At 72.5% G+C, this 17,758-nt stretch carries 16 protein-coding genes and 1 pseudogene; 11 read left to right on the top strand and 6 right to left on the bottom strand.

Going from position 1 to position 17,758, the window contains the following annotated elements; translation table 11 throughout:
• Window positions 1–7 precede the first annotated feature (7 nt).
• The 3 genes from CXR04_RS15580 to CXR04_RS15565 all read right to left on the bottom strand — a co-directional run bounded on the left by CXR04_RS15580 (window position 8) and on the right by CXR04_RS15565 (window position 3,766).
• Complete coding sequence (locus CXR04_RS15580) at window positions 8–565, bottom strand: GNAT family N-acetyltransferase (protein ID WP_101422847.1); 558 nt, start codon at window positions 563–565, stop codon at window positions 8–10.
• A 10-nt stretch (window positions 566–575) separates the two neighbouring features.
• Entirely contained in the window at window positions 576–1,646 is a 1,071-nt protein-coding gene (locus tag CXR04_RS15575; RefSeq protein ID WP_234380252.1) for a hypothetical protein, read from the bottom strand.
• Between the two features lie 767 nt (window positions 1,647–2,413).
• Window positions 2,414–3,766, bottom strand: coding sequence for a cytochrome P450 (locus tag CXR04_RS15565; RefSeq protein WP_101422841.1), 1,353 nt, complete (start codon window positions 3,764–3,766; stop codon window positions 2,414–2,416).
• A gap of 113 nt (window positions 3,767–3,879) precedes the next feature.
• Here CXR04_RS15565 and CXR04_RS15560 point away from each other — a divergent pair, with 113 nt between their 5' ends.
• The 6 genes and pseudogenes from CXR04_RS15560 to CXR04_RS15535 all read left to right on the top strand — a co-directional run bounded on the left by CXR04_RS15560 (window position 3,880) and on the right by CXR04_RS15535 (window position 8,027).
• Window positions 3,880–4,674: an SAM-dependent methyltransferase gene (locus tag CXR04_RS15560; RefSeq protein ID WP_101422839.1), complete on the top strand. Its 795-nt coding sequence runs from the start codon at window positions 3,880–3,882 to the stop codon at window positions 4,672–4,674.
• A 45-nt stretch (window positions 4,675–4,719) separates the two neighbouring features.
• On the top strand, window positions 4,720–5,397 hold the full coding sequence (locus tag CXR04_RS15555) for a class I SAM-dependent methyltransferase (protein ID WP_101422837.1): 678 nt from the start codon (window positions 4,720–4,722) through the stop codon (window positions 5,395–5,397).
• Between the two features lie 93 nt (window positions 5,398–5,490).
• Window positions 5,491–5,700 (top strand): annotated as a pseudogene (locus CXR04_RS15550) (mycothiol transferase); the annotation flags it as partial.
• A gap of 125 nt (window positions 5,701–5,825) precedes the next feature.
• Complete coding sequence (locus CXR04_RS15545) at window positions 5,826–6,551, top strand: hypothetical protein (protein ID WP_101422835.1); 726 nt, start codon at window positions 5,826–5,828, stop codon at window positions 6,549–6,551.
• Between the two features lie 69 nt (window positions 6,552–6,620).
• Window positions 6,621–7,307: a hypothetical protein gene (locus CXR04_RS15540; RefSeq protein ID WP_234380251.1), complete on the top strand. Its 687-nt coding sequence runs from the start codon at window positions 6,621–6,623 to the stop codon at window positions 7,305–7,307.
• A 126-nt stretch (window positions 7,308–7,433) separates the two neighbouring features.
• Window positions 7,434–8,027, top strand: coding sequence for a hypothetical protein (locus tag CXR04_RS15535; protein ID WP_101422831.1), 594 nt, complete (start codon window positions 7,434–7,436; stop codon window positions 8,025–8,027).
• A 134-nt stretch (window positions 8,028–8,161) separates the two neighbouring features.
• Here CXR04_RS15535 and CXR04_RS35900 read toward each other — a convergent pair whose 3' ends face one another.
• On the bottom strand, window positions 8,162–10,171 hold the full coding sequence (locus tag CXR04_RS35900; RefSeq protein WP_101422829.1) for a 4-hydroxy-3-methylbut-2-enyl diphosphate reductase: 2,010 nt from the start codon (window positions 10,169–10,171) through the stop codon (window positions 8,162–8,164).
• Window positions 10,172–10,568: 397 nt separating this feature from the next.
• On the opposite strand from CXR04_RS35900, the gene CXR04_RS15525 reads away from it, so the two are divergent.
• A complete protein-coding gene (locus CXR04_RS15525) occupies window positions 10,569–11,483 on the top strand; it encodes an aromatic prenyltransferase (RefSeq protein WP_159072327.1) in 915 nt (304 codons plus the stop codon).
• 115 nt (window positions 11,484–11,598) lie between these two features.
• Complete coding sequence (locus CXR04_RS15520) at window positions 11,599–11,985, top strand: peptidase inhibitor family I36 protein (protein ID WP_101422825.1); 387 nt, start codon at window positions 11,599–11,601, stop codon at window positions 11,983–11,985.
• Window positions 11,986–12,072: 87 nt separating this feature from the next.
• Here the strand turns inward: CXR04_RS15520 and CXR04_RS15515 are convergent, their stop codons facing one another.
• The gene (locus CXR04_RS15515) at window positions 12,073–13,107 is read right to left on the bottom strand and encodes a LacI family DNA-binding transcriptional regulator (protein WP_101422823.1); all 1,035 of its coding nucleotides are present in this window, start codon (window positions 13,105–13,107) and stop codon (window positions 12,073–12,075) included.
• Window positions 13,108–13,243: 136 nt separating this feature from the next.
• Between CXR04_RS15515 and CXR04_RS15510 the strand changes: the two genes are divergently transcribed.
• Window positions 13,244–14,071: an endo alpha-1,4 polygalactosaminidase gene (locus CXR04_RS15510; RefSeq protein ID WP_101422820.1), complete on the top strand. Its 828-nt coding sequence runs from the start codon at window positions 13,244–13,246 to the stop codon at window positions 14,069–14,071.
• On the opposite strand, the gene CXR04_RS15505 is transcribed toward CXR04_RS15510, so the two are convergent.
• The gene (locus CXR04_RS15505) at window positions 14,050–15,567 is read right to left on the bottom strand and encodes an MFS transporter (RefSeq protein WP_442802380.1); all 1,518 of its coding nucleotides are present in this window, start codon (window positions 15,565–15,567) and stop codon (window positions 14,050–14,052) included. The two genes, CXR04_RS15510 and CXR04_RS15505, sit on opposite strands and share 22 nt — an antisense overlap.
• 71 nt (window positions 15,568–15,638) lie before the next feature.
• On the opposite strand from CXR04_RS15505, the gene CXR04_RS15500 reads away from it, so the two are divergent.
• Both CXR04_RS15500 and CXR04_RS15495 read left to right on the top strand, forming a co-directional pair.
• Window positions 15,639–16,424 (top strand): TetR/AcrR family transcriptional regulator C-terminal domain-containing protein, encoded by a 786-nt coding sequence (locus CXR04_RS15500; protein WP_101422816.1) that lies wholly within the window; start codon window positions 15,639–15,641, stop codon window positions 16,422–16,424.
• Between the two features lie 84 nt (window positions 16,425–16,508).
• Window positions 16,509–17,522 (top strand): NAD-dependent epimerase/dehydratase family protein, encoded by a 1,014-nt coding sequence (locus CXR04_RS15495; RefSeq protein WP_101422814.1) that lies wholly within the window; start codon window positions 16,509–16,511, stop codon window positions 17,520–17,522.
• The last annotated feature ends 236 nt before the right edge of the window (window positions 17,523–17,758 follow it).

Genomic DNA, 17,758 nt, shown 5'->3' with positions numbered 1-17,758 from the left:
GCCCACCTCAAGAGGGGCGCAGTTGCAGAACCATCGCTTCGTACACCGGGGCGGTGGTTGCTGGCTGTGACTTGCCGAGCTTCCGGTACCCCCACGACCCGTACGCGGCTTGCGCCGGCGCCGCCTCGGGCTCCGGCCGCACCGTGAGCGTCACCCTCTCCACCGCCAGGCCGTCGAGGAGCGCGGCGTGCAGCCGGCGTGCAACTCCCTGCCGCCGCCAGGGCTTGCGCACGGCCAGCTCGATCACGGCGAAGGTGCGCTGCCCGTCCTCGGCGGTGAATTCGGCCGGCGGGGGCCGGAGGAGGTTGCGCCACCAACCGGTGTCCGGCGGCAGGCGGAAGCCGTAGGCGAAGCCGACGACCTCCTCGCGGCCGTCGACGGCCAGCGCCACACGGAAGCCGGGCCGCCCGGACTGGATGGCGAACAACTCGGCGAAGCCGGCGACGTCCTCCGGGCCCTCGCAGTACGGCGGCTCGGCGTAGACCTCCCGGTACGCGGGCAGGAACGTCTCAAGCTTCTCCGCGGCCGCGGCCCCGTCGTAGCACTGCACCGTCACCTCAGCCATACGGCCCTCCTCACCGGACATATGCGGCCAGCGCCTCGGATGTCTCGCGGGCGACGGTGGTATAAGCCGCATCGAGGAGGTTCCGCACTTCCACGACGCGGCGGTTCACCCGCTGAGATTCGACCTCTGCCAGTTGCTCAAGCGCACCCATCGCCTCCGCGGCACCTTCGTCGACCTCGCGGGCTTTGATGAGGCCGCGGGCGAGCGTGAGTCGGTACAGGGCCCGGTTGCGGCCGTACGCGCGGTCCTGGTGGGCCAGGGCGGCGCGCAGGAACGGCACCGCGGCCGTGTGCCGGTCCTCGTCGGCGTACATGAGGCCGTGTGCGTACTCCAGCTCGGCCGGGCCATGGAAGGCTGCCCACTCCGGCGGAGGCCGGCCCCGGTCGGCGCGTTCGACCATGCGCATTGCCTGCGAGAGCCCTTGCCGGGCGGCCCGGCCCTCGCGCATCACCGCCAGCGCGCGGGCTTCTCTCGCAGCGATGAGGGACAACAGCACCGGCGATGCCATGCCCTCGGCGCGCTGCCGCGCCGCGCGGGCGAGGTTGTAGCCGTCCCGCGGACGTTCCTCGTAAGTGGCCTGCATGGACAGGGACGCCAGCACCAGCACCTCCAGCGACGCGTCCCGGAGCATGGTGGCGGTGGTCAGCGCCTCGCCCCAGTAGCGACGGGCCGACGTCTGATCGTCGGCGTCGTAGTAGAGCCACGCGCATTGCTCGGCGGTTTCACCGGCGAGCAGTTCGAGTTGGCGGCCGATGCTCACTGGATAGCTGCCGGTGTTGATCACGCGGCGGATGCGGCGAAGGTGCCGGGCCGCTAGCGAACGTACGTCCTCGCCGCCGTAGGCGTCATCGAGGGCGTACAGCGACCGCAGACCTTCGCGTAGCTCTTCCACGTGAGCGGTGCCTACGGCGTCCGGAGTGGACGTGACGAGCGCAAGGCCGGCCGCAGCGCCGAGGGTGTCGGCGACGAAGCCGCGGCGGGCGACACCCGCCGCACGGCTGTGCTCCCCGGCTGTGGTGTCCGCCGCGTCGGTCGGCGCCGGACCGGGGAAGCCCAGCGCGAGAGGGCTGATGCCGAACATCGCGTGGAGCACTCGCCAGGCACGGGATCGTGGGCGCGGAGGGTGGGGCTCCCGCCACCGGCGCAGTTGCCGGTCTGTGATCGTCACCGGCTCCCCGATCAGAGCCGCGGTCTCCGCGAACACCCGTAAGAAGCGGCCGGGCGTCGCCCAGCCCCGTTCCGCACACGCCTGTTGAAAGTCCGTCTGCTCAGTCATATAGCGCCCCTGGCCGTGCTGCTGGCACCACACCGTAGTAGCGGACGTTCCCGGTGAACGTCCGGTACGAACGCGAAAGTCCGGCCCGGGGTCCGCCCCTGTGTCCACCGCGCAGCCGCATGCGGCGATTACCTGGGCCCATGACCGTCAAGCACAAGGCGCCGTCGGCGCCTGAACGCCCTCTGATGACGCTGCGTGTGTCCCACGACAGCGGAAGGACATGGGAGCCTGAAAAGCGCTTCTACGCACGCGACTGCGAGCCTCCCCTGCTCAGCATCACCATGCCGCCGTGCCGCTGCCGCCGCTGCCGTGGGGGGCGGTGACCATGTCCGCTCCCGGGGACCGCATCTCTATGAGCGACCCGGTCTACCTGCCGGGTATATGGCCCATCCCAGACGCCACCCCGGTCCCCGGCTGCGTCCGGTGCGCCGAGTTGGCCGCCGCGCGCGCAGCGGCCCGCGCGGTGGGGGACCTGTCGGCCGTCAGCGACGGCAACGTTCTCATTCGCAGGCACCCCCACTGAACGCCGATGAACCCCAGGGCCCTCGGAGAACATGCACCGTGCGCTGCGGTCAGCGGGGGGTGAGGTTCATGTGGATGTCTTCCGCTGCCCAGAGGACGAAGCGTTCCACCGGCGTCACCGTCTGGTCCGGTGTCAGCGTGAGGTGGAACCGCTTCAGCAGGACCGCCAGGACCAGTTTCGCCTCGACCAGTGCCAGTGCCGCGCCCTCGCAGCTTCGTGGGCCGATGCCGAACGGGATGTACGCGAGCCGGTGGCGGGCCGCGGAGGCTTCCGGGGTGAAGCGGTCCGGGTCGAAGCGGTGGGGGGCCGGCCAGTGTGCCGGGTTCATGTGGACGGCCCAGAACGGGTAGAAGATCGTCGTGCCCGCGGGCAGGGTGTAGTCGCCGATGCGGAGTTCGGCGGTGGTTTCGCGGGCGCCGTACGGGCCGGGTGGGTACAGGCGCATCGACTCGCGGAGGACCGTGTCCAGGTAGGTGAGGCGCTTGAGGTCGGCGTAGGCGGGCGTGGGGCGGGCGCCCAGGACCCGGTCCAGTTCGGCGGCGGTGCGGGCTGCCGCCTCGGGGTGGCGGGAGAGCAGGTAGAGCGCCCAGGAGATGGCGACGCCGGTGGTGTGCTGGGCGGCCATCATCGTCATCAGCACCGTGTCGCGTATCCGTGCCGGCGACTCGCCCGCCGCGATCAGGGCCGCGATCATGTCGCTGTGATCGGTCTCCGCGGCGGGGCCGCGCTCGCCGTGGGCCGCGAGCACCTGGTCGACGGTCGTACGCAGATAGGCCAGGGCCCGGTCCGAGCGGGCGCGGCGCTCCTCCGCGGGGCCTGCCACGTCCGCCTGGTAGAGCCGCGCCAGGTAGTCGGTGAGCAGGTCCTCGAACGCCGAGACGACCCGCCCCGCGGACTCCTCCGACGCCAGGCCGCTGCCCAGCGCGAACTCGCAGACCATCTGCAGCGACAGCCTGCTGAGGTCCTTCTGCAGCTCTACGGGACCGTGCCCCGCCCGCTCCGCCCACCGGTCGGCCATCGCCGTCGTCAGCGCCGCGAACTGCGCGAAGTGCGCCTCGTGCGCGGGCCGTCCGGCCAGTACCTCCAGCATCACGCGCCGCCAGGGCCCGTGTTCGGCGGCCGGGAGCGTCTGCAGGTTGCCCGATTCCTGGAGGGGCTCCAGGAACGCGAAGAGCTTCTCCGGCCGCTTGTCGATCTCCGCCGTGGCCTCCAGCAGTACCGGGTCGGCCACCGATACCGCCATGTCGGCGCCCGGTAAGGGGAACCGCACGAGCGGGCCGTACTCGGCGTGCAGCTTCAGTTGGTACGTGTGCAGCCCGCCCGCCGCCGCGATCGCCTTGACGCCCTCGCTCTCGCTCGCGGCGGCCGGGCCGGGGATCCGGTCGATGCCGTAGTCCGGCATGGCACTCCCTCTCGTCGGTGGGCACATGGTTCCACGTACGCGATGACGGGGCAGGAGGCCGAACCGGGGCCGTATTGCCGTACTAATGTGGCGGACGTCGAGAGGAGCGCAGTGTGACAACGGAGGGCTTCCGTTTCGAGGAGATCGACGTCAGCAGGCCGCATCCCGCGCGGATCTACGACTACCTGCTGGGCGGCAAGGACAACTACGAGGTCGACCGCCAGGCCGGCGAACAACTCGTCGCCGCCGCCCCCGAGGCGCGGATCGGGCTGCGCGCCAACCGGGCGTTCCTCCAGCGCGCCGTCCGCCACGTCGTCGCCGACGGCATCCGCCAGATCCTCGACATCGGCACGGGCCTGCCCACCGCCCCGAACGTGCACGAGACCGCCCAGGAGACCGCGCCGGACACGCGCGTGGTGTACGTCGACAACGACCCCATCGTCCGCGCCCACGCCGACGCGCTGCTCAGCAAGGCCGGCGCGACGAGCATCGTGCAGGCCGACGTCCGCGACGTGCGGTCCCTCCTGGACCACCCCGATGTCCGCCGGGTCATCGACTTCGACGAGCCGGTCGCGGTGTTCCTGGTGGCCGTGCTCCACTTCCTCACCGACGAGGACCGGCCCCGGGAGGTCGTCGCCACCCTGCGCGACGCGCTGCCGTCCGGCAGCTTCCTGGTGCTCTCGCACGCCACCGGCGACTTCGCCGACCGCACCGACGCGCAGGCCGTCTACAACAAGGCCACCGCGGGCCTCAATCTGCGCCCTCACGCGGAGATCGAGCCGTTCTTCGACGGCTTCGCCCTGGTCGAACCCGGCCTGGTGCAGGTCCCGTTCTGGCGCCCGGACATGCCGCCGCCCGAGCGGTTCCGGGAGGTCGGCATCTACGCGGGCGTGGGCCGCAAGGACTGACGGGCGCCCCGCGCCGCTGTCAGACCCCTGCTCTACGTTGGCGGGATGCGCGCTGACACCCCCCGTATCGACCGTCCGGCAGACCTCGACGCCGTCCGCACGTCCTATGACCAAGTGGCCGACGACTACGTCCACTTGATGCAGACGACCGGCATGGCCGACATCCGCAGGTACCCCTGGCTCAAGGCCGCGGTCGACGTGTTCGCCGACACCGTGGGCGACTCCGGCCCCGTGCTCGACGTCGGCTGCGGACCGGGCCAGGTGACCGCGTACCTTGCCGAACGCGGCCTGGACGCCTCCGGCGTGGATCTCTCGCCCGGAATGATCGAGAACGCCCGCCGGCTGCACCCGCAGTGCCGCTTCAGCGTCTCCTCGGCGACCGACCTCGAACTCGCCGACGGGTCGCTGGGCGGAGTGCTCGGGTGGTGGTCGCTGTTCAACCTCCCGCGGGAGGTCCTGCCGCAGGTGCTCGGTCTGTTCGCGCGGGCGCTGAAGCCTGGCGGGCACTTCCTCACCGGGACGCATGTGGGGGAGGGGGATCTGGTCCGGACGGAGGCGTACGGCAGGGAGGGCGTGCGCTGGACGACGCACAGGTGGCGGCCGGAGGAGTTCGTGGCCGTGATCGAGGGGGCGGGGCTGCGGCCGGTCGCGGAGCTGCGGCTGCCGGGTGACGGGCAGACCGGGCCGGGTGTGGTGGTCATGGCGAAGAAGCCGGAGGCGTAGGACGGAGGGGCGCGGGCGCCGGTCCCGGCCGTCCCCGCGGAGCCGGCCCGCCCGCGCCCCGCGGAAAACCCGGCGACACCCCGTGACTCGCCGGTCCTCGCGGACTACGAGGCCCAGTGCACCCGCAGCGACGAGATCATCGCCGCCGCCTCCCTGGACGACGTCGCCCGCCACCCCGACTTCCCCCGGAACCACGCCAACCTCCGCTGGATCCTCATCCATCTCATCGAGGAGACCGGACGGCACGCGGGCCACGCGGACATCGTCCGCGAACTCATCGACGGCACCAAGGGCTACTACTGACGCGGTGCGCACCGGCGCGGCCCACCGGGACGACGAACCGGGGCAAGCCGCATTCGCGGAGCCGCGTCCCGCCGGCCGGTGGTCAAATGTGACCACCGTTTTCCGTCTGAAGGGGCGCCCCCCACGTGACCACGATCTTCACCGTGTCCGTCGACGCCGTCGAAGGCCGCACGCTCCGCGGGAGGGTGCACATCGTCAACCCCGACGTGCCCCATGTCCCGAAGGAGAGCGTCTTCCCGCTGTCACTCCTGGCCGACGCCTGGTGGATGCTGGACCACGGGTATCTGCGGGACGAAGACGACGAGGACGGCGAGCGGTCCCCCTACACCGCGGAGCAGGGCAAGGACATCACCGCGGGCATGCGGCTGAAGGACGAGTTCCCGGATCTCTTCGAACTCATCCTCGGCAAGGAGATACGGGTCACCGAGGACGGGTACCTGCTCGCGGACGACGGCAGGACCGTCCTCGAACCCAGGCGCAAAGCGGAAGAGGTGTACAAGCTGAGCGGGGGCAGCCGCCCCGGCTATTCGGTGTTCACCTACGGTGACGCCGAGGAGTTCGACCAGCGCGCCGCCGCCATCGTGACCTCGTACGACATCAGCCCGTACCGGAACGTTCCGCTGCTGAGCGAGGTGGCGGCGGTACGGGACCCGGACGAGCCCTGGGACCCCGCGAAGCCGGACGGCCCCGCCGACCTGGACGACTACGACGTGTGGGATCTGTTCGGGGACCACACCCTTGCCGAACTCCCGTACGCGGAGATCGTGGTGACGGTCAGCGACGCGGGCTATCTGGAGCACATGGCGGCCGGGATGCGCTGGGACACGACCATGACCGGCGATGTGTGCTGACCGGGGCGACAGGCGGGAGGGGGCGACATGGTGGCGTCACGGGCTCCTCTGACCCGGGATGGTCTGAGGGTGAAGATCGTCGTGCAGAAGGTGCGGCTGGCGGGTACGGAATACCGCGTGATCCGGCCGGCCAGACCGCTGAAGAACGGGGCGCTGTACAAGACTCACGGCAATTTTTACGAGATGTACGTGGACCGGACGGACGGCAGGCGCATCGGCACCCTGTGGCTGCTTGCGGCGCGGTCGCCGCGTTCGCTGGTCTATCTGCCGATGCGGACCACCCGGGCCGTACCCGGTATCGGCGAGGACGGCGCGCGGCCGCTCGACCTGGTGCTGGCCCCCCGCACGGCGCCGCTCCGCCCCTCGCGCTGGAAGCGCGTACGGGAGCAGCTCCGCACGGCCCGCGCCGCCCGGGAGGTGCACACCGCGCGCCTGCCGGAGCGGGACGTTCCCGACCTCGACGGCGACTACGTCCTTCCGGACGACCCGAAGGAGGCGGACAAGTTCCGCCTCCGCAAGGATCTCTACGCCGAGACGCTGTTGCTGACCGGCGGGGCCGCGGCCTTCCGGGAGGGGGCCAAGGACATCTTCGCCGTCACGAAGTACGGACCGCCCGAGGCGGCGACCCGTCTCTACATTCCCGGCGCCTGCAACTACCACGTCTGCCGGCCCGTCTACGACTGGGACCTGGATCCGCGGAACATCCGTGAGTGGGAGCAACTGCACGTGGAGTTCTGCCCGCGATGGGCACGGTGACGGCCGCCGGGCAGCGGCGCCCCGCGGTCGCTCCGGCCGGTGCGGGTGGCTCTCGCCCGGCCCGCTGACCTGCCTCTTCCGGTGTATCTGAGCCGATGTCAGTCCCCGTCACTAGGCTCCTGCCGCATGACCATGATCTTCGACGTCTTCACCGAGGCGACCCGGGGGACGACCCTCTCCGGCACCGTGCAGTACCGCGATCCCGACAACTACGGGTTCAACCAGGGGCCCGCGTTCGGGCTGCAGCTCATCATGGACGCCTGGAGCGAGGGCGGCGACTTCGGTGCCGGGCCCGTATCGGCTGAGACCGAGGCCGAGTTCAAGGAACTCTTCGAGCTGTACTTCGGCCCGAAGGCGTGGATGGACGAGGACGGCTATCTGCTGGAGGACGGCTCCACCGACGTGCGGATACCGCGCGTGAAAGCGGAGGAGTTCCACAAGGGCCGCATCGACCCCTACGGCGGGCGGGGTACCTCGGGGGGCGTCCACTACATCTGTCTCACGCCGGAGCCGGGCGCGTTCGCCCGCCGTACCGAAGAGATCATCGTCTCCTGGAAGATCGAGGAGAACGACGAGGATCCGGCCGATGCCGACGATGACGAACCCGAGGGGACGTCCGCCTCCTTCACGCTCGAAGTGAGCGACCCCCGCTATCTGGAGCACTTCGCCAAGAACGCGTTCTTCCAGACCACCTTCACCGGGCACCTCCCGGGCGAGTAGCCCCGCCGGACGCACGGGCCCGCGCCTTCGCCCCCGACCGACCCGGGGGCGGGGGCGCGGTGTCCGTAGCGGACGGCGGACGGCGCCCCCGGACGGCAGTCAGCCGTCAGCGGCGGGCCGTCCGCCGGCAGCGATCAGGTCTCGCGGTAGGCGACCTTGACGGCCATCTCCTTCAGCCGCTCCCGCCAGCCCGGTGCCAGCGGGGCGTTCTCCAGCGCCTTGTGGGCCGTCGCCACCAGGTCCTCGATGCGCTGTTCCACTTCCTCCCGCATCCCCGACGCCCGCAGCGCCTCGTGCAGGCGGTCCGCGTCCCAGTCGCCCCCGTCCGCGACCAGGCGCGCCACCTCCGCGTCCTTCGTCGCGGCCAGCGCGAGCAGCAGGTTCATCTTGTGCTGGCGGATGTCCAGGCCCGCCGGCTTGCCCGTGACCTCCGGGTCGCCGAAGGCGTCGAGGAGGTCGTCGCGGAGCTGGAACGCCTCGCCCGCCGCCACGCCGTACGCCTCGAAGGCGTCGTCCAGGTCGTCGCGGCCGGCGATGGTCGCGCCCAGGGCCAGCGGCCGGTGGATCGTGTACTGGCCCGACTTGCAGACGGCGACGTAGCGCGCCAGGGCCGGGTCCGGGGCGAGTTCCGCGGCCAGGGACATGTCGAGCTGCTGACCGAAGATCATCTCGGTGCCGAGGTGGTTCCACACCCGGCGCGCCGGGCCCGACAGCGCCTCCACGGCCGTGTGGGCGTAGCCGTACGCCAGGTCGCCCGCGATGATCGCCGCGCCGTCGCCGTAGCGGCGGGGCTCGCCGGCCCAGCCCTGGTCGGCGTGCACGGCGGCGTGCTTCATGTGGACGGTGGGCCGGCCGCGGCGGGTCGGGGCGTTGTCCATCACGTCGTCGTGGATCAGGGCGAAGGCGTGCAGCAGTTCCAGTGCGGCACCCGCGGAGACGACCGCGTCCTCCGCCTGCGAGCCGTCGAGCGCGCCGCCGGCGGCGAGGTAGCCGCTGATGCAGAACGTCGGCCGCAGCCGCTTGCCGCCCGCCGCGACCAGGTGGGCGATCGCGTCGATCGGCCGCGTCATCCGGGCGTCGACGTCGTCCCAGGTCTTGCGCTCCGCCGCCAGCAGGTCCTCGATCCGGGCGGAGACCCGGGTGAGGAGCCGTTTCGTGGCCACGCCCGGGTCCGCGGCGGGCTCCGCCGCGTCCTTCTCGGCTGTCGTGCGCGCCAGGCCCGCCGGCGGCCGGAACACCACGTTCTCCTGCGCGGTCACGACCGCATCGACCTCCCCGTAGCCCATTTCCGCGAGCCGTGCCATCACCTGCTCGACCAGCACCTCCGGCGCGCTGGCGCCCGAGCTGACGCCGACCGTCTCGGCGCCCTCCAGCCAGGCCGGGTCGAGCGAGTCGACGGACGGGAGCAGCCTCGCGGGGGTGCCCGCGGTCTCGGCCACCTCGACCATCCGTACGCTGTTGCTGGAGTTCTCCGAGCCGACGACCAGCACGAAGTCGCTCTCCGCCGCGATGGCCTTGACGGCGTTCTGCCGGTTCTGGCTGGCGTAGCAGATGTCCTCGCTGCCCGCGCCCACGATCCCGGGGAAGCGCTCCCGCAGGATGTCGACGATCTCCGACGTGTCGTCCACCGACAGCGTCGTCTGGGTGAGGAATGCCGAGCGCGTGCCCTCGGGCAGCTCGATCTTCCGCGCCTCTTCCGCATCCTCCACGATCAGCGTACGGTCCGGCGCCTCGCCGTACGTGCCCTCGATCTCCTCATGGTCCGCGTGGCCGATCAGGAGCAGCGTCCGCTCGTCCCGCGCGAACCGCCGCGCCTCCTGGTGCACCTTCGACACCAGCGGGCAGGTCGCGTCGATCACGTTCAACTGCCGGTCCGCAGCGTTGCTGCGCACCTGCGGGGAGACGCCGTGCGCGGAGAAGATGCAGACCGCGCCCTCCGGCACCTCGTTCTCGGAGTCGACGAAGATCGCGCCGCGCTCCTCGAGTTCACGTACCACATGCTCGTTGTGCACGATCTGTTTGCGCACGTACACCGGTGCGCCGTGAATGTCCAGCGCACGCTCCACGATCTCGATTGCCCTGTCGACACCGGCGCAGAAGCCTCGGGGCTCGGCCAGGAGGACCCTGCCTCGGGGAGTTGGCATGTTCGCCTCTCGGTATTCTTCCGTACATCTTCGAGGTCGACGCGGATGGGTCCCGTCCGTCGCCGGGAAATCCCCGTTCCGGCCATGGTGCCGTCAGCATCTGGTAGCTGCCTTGTGCGGCACTGGGGGCTGAGTTGGTGCCGACTTGGGCCTGCCGGACACGGCGGGTCCTGTGCATGGCGCCGGCTACCGCCGCCGACCGGGCCCGACGCCAAGTGGGCGCCAAGCGGATTCACAGTCCGGGCCCGTAGGCTCGGCGAAAATCGGGGGAGTGGGGCAGCAGGCGGCGCCATGGTCTGGGGACACCCTCCGGTGAATGCCGATGTGCCGACGTGGCTCCACCCAGTCCGACCAGGCCCCCCACGAAGTCACTTGTGATCGACAAGCGGAGGATTCCATGTCCGGGGCTAACGACGTCGAACGTGTCTATTCCGCCATGGAGGAAGCGGCCGGGCTCCTGGGCGTGCCCGTCGCACGGGAAAAGGTCCGGCCGGTCCTGACCGCGTACCAGGAGGCGCTGGCGGACGCCGTCGTCGTCTTCTCGATGGCGGGCGGCCGCCGGGCGACGGAACTCGACTTCAGCATCTCGGTGCCCACGGACCACGGCGACCCGTTCACCACCGCGCTGCAGCGCGGCCTTACCGAGAAGACCGGCCACCCCGTCGACAATCTCCTCGCGGAACTGCGCGAGGGATTCCCGCTCGGTATGTACGCCATCGACGGAATGGTCAGTACCGGATTCAAGAAGACGTACGCCTCCTTCCCGACCAACGAGCCGCAGCCGCTGGCCGATCTGCTCGACGTGCCGTCGATGCCGGCGAGTGCGCGGGCGAACGCCAAGCTCTTCGCCGATTACGGTCTCGACAAGGTCCAGATGGTTTCCGTGGATTACCCGAAGCGGCAGGTGAACCTCTACTTCAGCGAGTTGAACACGGATTATCTCCAGCCGGCGCAGGTGAAGGCGCTGGCCGCCGAGATGGGCCTGGTCGAGCCGACCGGGATGGGGCTGGAGTTCGCCAAGGGATCCTTCGCGGTGTATCCGACGCTGAGCTACGACACCGACGCGAGCGACCGGCTCTGCTATGCCGTCATCAGCTCCGACCCGACCCTGGCCCCGACGACGTCGGAGCCCGAGGTCACGCAGTTCTCGATGTACGCGAACAACGCCCCGTACGCGTACGCGGGCGAGAACCGCACCCTCGTCTACGGGCTCACGTTGACGCCCAAGGAGGAGTACTACAAGCTCGGGTCGTACTACCAGATCACGGACTACCAGCGGAAGCTGGTCAAGGCGTTCGAGGCTCTGGACTGAGACACTCCGGGAACCGGGCGGCGGCACGTGCCGCCCCGCCCGCATGCTCCCCCGCCGCCCCGGGTCGCCCGTGGGCGGCGGGGTGTTCGGGTTCTGCCCCCCACCGAGGAGAGAGATGACCAAGAAGCTCCACGCCGCCCTCGTCACCACCGCCGCGGCCGCCGCCGCCCTGCTGGCCGCCCCGGGCGCGTCCGCCCAGGCGATGGCCGACGGCTACGACCGCTGTCCGGCCGAGCACTACTGCCTCTTCTCCGGCCCGGACGGCACCGGCGACATGGTCGCCCTCCAGGACGACACCCCGAACCTGGCGGCGGTCGGCATGGACGACCGCGCCAAGTCAGACTGGAACAGGACGGGTTACTGGATCAACCTGTGGTCCGACGCCGACTACACCGGCTGCATGGCGGTCACCAGCCCGGGCGGCAAGGGCAACTTCTTCTCCTCGTTCCAGGACTTCTTCAGCTCGGTCGGGATCGACGAGCCCAACGGCATGTCCTGCTGACGACGCCCAAACACGCGCCCAACGCGCGCCGTACGCGCCGCATGCCCCGCGCCGGGAAGCCACCCGGCGCGGCGGGCGCGCGCCGGCTCACTCCGGCCCGTAGCGGATGACGTGCGTGGGCAGGACGGTGCGCCGCGGCGGCCAGGAGGCGGCGGGGCCGCCGTTGATGCGGTCGATGAGGAGCCGCGCGGCCTGCCGGCCCATCTCGTCCGCGTCGTACGACACGATGGTCAGCGGCATCCCCAGGACGTCGGCGAGGTCGAAGTCGTCGAACCCGGCGAGCGCGACCGGCAGTTCGAGGGCGCGGACCGCGCGGATGGCGCCCTGGGTGAGGCGGTTGTTGGTGCAGAAGAGCGCCGTGGGCGCGGTGCCTGAACCCGGTGCGCTGCCAGGGGCCAGCAGCCCCCGAGCCGCCCGCTCCGCCGTCGCCACGTCCGTCAGCCCGCGCCTGACCAGCCCGTCGTCCGGCTCCAGACCGGCCGCCTCGTGGGCGGCGCGGTAGCCGCGGTAGCGCTCGGCGCCGGTGTGGATGGCCGGCGGGTTGCCGAGGAAGCCGATCAGGCGGTGACCCGCGGCGAGCAGCCGGGCGGTGGCGTCCCGGGCGCCCCCGAAGTCGTCGACGAGGACGCAGTCCGCCTCCATCCCGGACGGCGGCCGGGAGGCCAGCACCACCGGCATGTCCCGCAGCGCCGCGGGCGTGAGATGGCTGTGGCTGCCACCCGCCGGCACCACGATCATGCCGGCGACCTGCCGCGACGCCAGATCCTCCACCAGCCCGCGCTCGCGGTCCAGTTGCTCGCCCGTGTTGCTGAGCAGCATGCTCAGGCCGTGCTGCGAGGCGACTTCCTGGACGCCGAGCGCGAGCCGCGAGTAGAAGGGGTTGGCGAGGTTGGTGACGATCAGCCCGATCATGCCGCTGCCGCCCAGACGCAGGCTGCGCGCGGTCGCGTTGAGCCGGTAGCCGAGGGCGTCGACGGCGGCCAGGACGCGGCGCCGGGTCTCCTCGCTGACCCGGGCGTCTTCCTTGAGCACCCGCGAGACCGTCATGGTGCTGACCCCGGCGCGGTTGGCGACGTCACGCATCGTCGGCGCCCCGGCGTCGCCCGGTCGCTGCTGGGACATGCCCGTTCCCTCCGCCCGCTCCGCCCCGGTGTCCGCGGGCAGTCGGGGCCGCGAACCCGCCAATTCTAGGGAGGTGCCCCGGAGGCGGCGGCAGGGCGCCCGTCCGGGCCGCCGGCGTGCGCGCGATAGTGGCGGGGTGACACGTGTACGCACCCGCCGCGCCGGCGCCGCCCTCGCCGGGGCCGCCGTCGTGGCCGCCGCCCTGCTGGCAGCCCTGGTCGTCGCCCCCCGGGACGACGGCGACGGGGCGCGGGAGCCCGCGCTGCCCCCGCCGGGCGCCGGGGTCGACTACCAGCTCGGCGGCGCGTACGACCCGCCCCCCGGCGTGGAGGTCGTCATCCGCGACCGCGGCGACGCCCCCGCCCCCGGCGCGTACAACGTCTGCTATGTCAACGCCTTCCAGGCCCAGCCCGGCGCCGAGGACCGGTGGGACCCCGACCTGCTGCTGCGCGACGCGGCCGGCGAGGTCGTCTACGACGAGGACTGGGGCGAGGCCGTGCTCGACCTGCGCACCGCCGGGAAGCGCGAGCGCATCGCGGCGAAGGTCGGCCGCTGGATCGACGGCTGCGCCGAGCGGGGCTACCAGGCCGTCGAGCCCGACAACCTCGACACGTACACCCGCTTCCCGCGCCTGCTGACCGCCGGCCACGCCCGCGCGTACGCCGCGCTCCTCGCCGACCGCGCGCACGACCGCGGGCTGGCCGTCGCGCAGAAGAACACCGCGGAGCTTGCCCCCGACCGGGCGCGTACCGGGCTGGACTTCGCGGTCGCGGAGGAGTGCGGCGAGTACGACGAGTGCGCCGCCTACGCCACGGCGTTCGACGACCGGGTGCTGGTCGTCGAGTACACGCCGGGCGGGCTCGCGGCGGCCTGCGGACAGTGGGCCGACCGCCTGAGCATCGTCCGCCGCGACCGCGCGGTCTCCCCGGAGGGCGCCGCGGACTACGTCCGCGAGACCTGCTGAGCGACGGCCGCCTGGGGCTCCGCGGCGTACGCGGCCTCCGGCTCCGGCTCCGGCTCGGGCTCTGGGCGCGGCGTCGCGAGCAGCGACGTCAGGCACGCCGCGCCCAGCAGCACCGCCGCCCCCACCGTCAGCGCCGTCGTGTAGCCGTGCACCGTGGCCGCCGTCGCCGTGGTGCCGGCCGAGGACGTGAGGTGCGCGGCGGCGGCGCTCGCGGCGAGGGTGTTGAGCAGCGCCGTGCCCAGTGCGGCGCCCAACTGCTGGGACGCGTTGTACGCCGCCGAGGCCGCGCCGATCTCGTGCGGGCGCATGTGCGCGGTGGCCAGCGCCGCCGTCGGCGGCATGACGCAGCCGAGGCCGAGGCCGGTGAGCACCAGCGCCGGTACGAGGTACGCCCCCAGCACCGCCGAGGTGTCCGCCGTCAGCCGGGTCAGGATCAGCATGCCCAGTGCCGCGGCGACCAGCCCCGGCACGATCAGTGCCGCGGGTGCGACCCGCCCGTGCAGCCGCCCGGCGATGAACACGGAGCCGGCGAGCGCGGCGGCGGCGTTCACGATGAGCGTGAGCCCCGACTCCACCGGCGAGTAGCCGAGGACCGTCTGCGTGTAGTAGCTCATGAACAGGTAGAAGCCGAACATCGCGACGAACATCAGCGTGATCGCGGCGAACGCCCCGCCCCGCGCCCGGTGCAGCAGGACGCGCATCGGCAGCAGCGGATGCGGCGCCCGCAGTTCGGCGGCGACGAACGCCGCCAGCAGCAGCACCCCGGCGCCGAGCAGCGCGAGCACCTTCGGGTCGCCCCAGCCGTGCGGCTCGGCCTCGCTGAAGGCGTAGACGACGGCGGCGAAGCCGGCGGTGCTGAGCAGCGCGCCCGGCACGTCGAGCCGGCCCGCGGCGCGCAGCGGCGGGGCGTGCGGCACGAACGCGGTGCCGAGGGCGGCGAGGAGCGCCACGGGCACGTTGACGTACAGGCACCAGCGCCAGCCCGCGTACTGCGTCAGCAGCCCGCCGGCGATCAGCCCGACCGCCGCGCCCGCCGCGCCGACCGCGGCGAACACCCCGAAGGCGCGCCCGCGTTCGCGCGTCTCCTGGTACGTCGTGGTCAGCAGCGACAGCCCGGCGGGCGCGAGGAGCGCGGCGAAGACGCCCTGGAGCGCGCGGGCGCCGAACAGCATCCCGGGCCCTGTCGCGGCGCCGCCGAGGGCGGAGGCGGCGGCGAAGCCGACGAGTCCGGCGGCGAACGCGCGGCGGTGGCCGAGGAGTCCGCTGACCCGGCCGCCGATCAGCAGCAGGCCGCCGAAGGCGAGCGCGTACGCGGTGACGGCCCACTGGCGGTTCGCGTCGGTCATGCCGAGCGACTGCTGGGCGGAGGGCAGGGCGATGTTCACGATCGTGCTGTCCAGCACCACGAGCAACTGGGCCGTGCTGACGGCCAGCAGGGTCCACCAGCGGCGCCGGCCCCCGGCGCGCGCGTGCGTCTCATCCGGCACGGGATCCATCCTTCTCTAACGTCGTATGGCATTCCCTAACGGCGTTAGGGAATGTCGCACACTGTACTACACTGGGCCGGGTGGGCAGCGAGAGAAAGCCGCGTGACCAGCGGAAACGTGGCGCAGGAGGCGAAACGCAGAGCATCTGGCTGCGCCCCGGGCGGACGTCGGCCAGGGGCGAGCCGCCGCTGACCCGGGCGCGGATCGGGACCGCGGCCGTCGCGCTTCTGGACGAGGACGGCATCGACCGGCTCACCATGCGCCGCCTCGCCGACCGGCTCGCGGTCGTCGCGCCCTCCCTGTACTGGCACGTCGACACCAAGGACGACGTGATCGACCTCGCGGTGGACACGATCTTCGGCGAGGTGGAGCCGCCGGCGGCCGGGGCCGGCACCGCCGAGGAGAACCCGGACGCCGACTGGCGCGAGGGCGTCGCCGCCGTGCTCGGCACCTGGCGCGCCGTGCTGCTGCGCCACCCGTGGGCCGCCGCCCTCCCGGCCCGCCGCAAGCCCGGCATCGGCCCCCACTTCCTCGCCTGGATGGAGGTGTTGCAGGCCACGCTCGTACGGGCCGGCTTCACCGGGCGCGACCTCCTCGCCGCCACCTGGGCGCTGCACAACCACGTCCTCGGCTCCGCCTCCACGCAGGTGGCGCTGGACGTCACGGCCGCGGAGCGGGACGTCGCCCAGGAGCGGGTGCGCGCCGCCGCCGACCGGTACCCGACGCTCGCCGCCGGCGACTACCTCCGCGACGACGACTGGAACGGCACCTTCGCCGCGGGGCTGGACTTCATCCTCGACGGCCTGGAGGCACGGCTGGCGCGGACGGCGGCGCGGGGTGCGGGGCGGTCGGGGCGCCGGGCGTAGAGACGTCACGCCTTCGCGGTGACCGGGCTCTGCTGTCGGCGTAGCGATGCTGTGCCGGGGCGGGATCGGTGCTTGGGTGCGGGGATGGACATTCTCGTGCTGGGCGGTACGGCCTGGGTGGGCCGGGAAGTGGCGCGGCTGGCGCTCGATCGGGGGCACCGGGTGACGTGCCTCGCGCGCGGCGAGAGCGGCGGGGTGGCGGACGGCGCGGAGCTGGTGGCCGCCGACCGGCGGGAGCCCGGCGCGTACGACGCGCTGCCGGCCCGTACCGCGGACCGCCCCTGGGACGCCGTGGTCGAGGTGTCGTGGCAGCCCGGCTTCGTCCGCGGCGCCCTCGCCGCGCTCGCGGACGTCGCGCGGCACTGGACCTACGTCTCCTCCGGCAACGTCTACGCCACCCACCACCGGCCGGGCGCCGACGAGTCCGCGCCGCTCATGGAGCCCACCGACCGCGACGAGGCCGACCGCGAGCTGTACGGCGAGGCCAAGTCGGCCTGCGAGCAGGCCACCCGGGTGGCGGTCGACGGCGACCGGCTCGTCATCGCCCGCGCCGGCCTCATCGGCGGCCCCGGCGACCACACGGGCCGTACGGGCTACTGGGTCGCCCGCGCCGCCCGCGACCCGCAGGCCCCGATGCTGGTCCCCTCGGGGCCGCATCTGTCGACGCAGGTCGTGGACGTGCGCGACCTCGTCGACTGGCTGCTCCGCAACGCGGAAGCCGGCGTCGCCGGCACGTACGACACGGTCGGCCCGGTCGTCTCGCTGGAGGACTGGATCCGGCTCTCACGGGAGGTCGGCGGGCACACCGGCCCTGTGGCGGCGGCCGGTTCCACGTGGCTGCGGGGGCAGGGTGTGGAGCAGTTCATGGGGGCCGAGTCGCTGGCGATGTGGCTGGACGAGCCGGGCTGGGAGGGCTTCACGGCGCGCAGCGGCGCCGCGGCGGTGGCGGCGGGGCTGACGCACAGGCCGCGCGCGGAGCTGCTGGCGGACACCCTGGCGTGGGAGCGGGAGCAGGGTCTCCACCGGCCGCGGCGGGCGGGGCTGAGCCCGGCCCGGGAGCGCGAGCTGCTGGCGGCGCTGGCGGCGGCGGAGGCGTAGAGCCGCGGCCCTGCGGGGGCGCGGGGGGCGCTCAACTGCCGTAGGGAAGCCGGTTGTCGGTGGGGCGACATACCCTAAGGGCGGGTGTGCGGGGGACATAGGGGGACATTGCCGATACGGGCTGTGCGGGCTGTGCGGGAGGCACCTGCTGCGCGTGCCGGGCGGATCGCGTCGGCTGAGCGGATCGCGTCGCCCAGCGGACCGCGCCCGCTGAACGGGCGGCCTGCTCCTGCCGG

Source organism: Streptomyces sp. CMB-StM0423 (assembly GCF_002847285.1).
Classification (GTDB): domain Bacteria; phylum Actinomycetota; class Actinomycetes; order Streptomycetales; family Streptomycetaceae; genus Streptomyces.
This window is presented reverse-complemented; position numbering and strand designations above follow the sequence as displayed.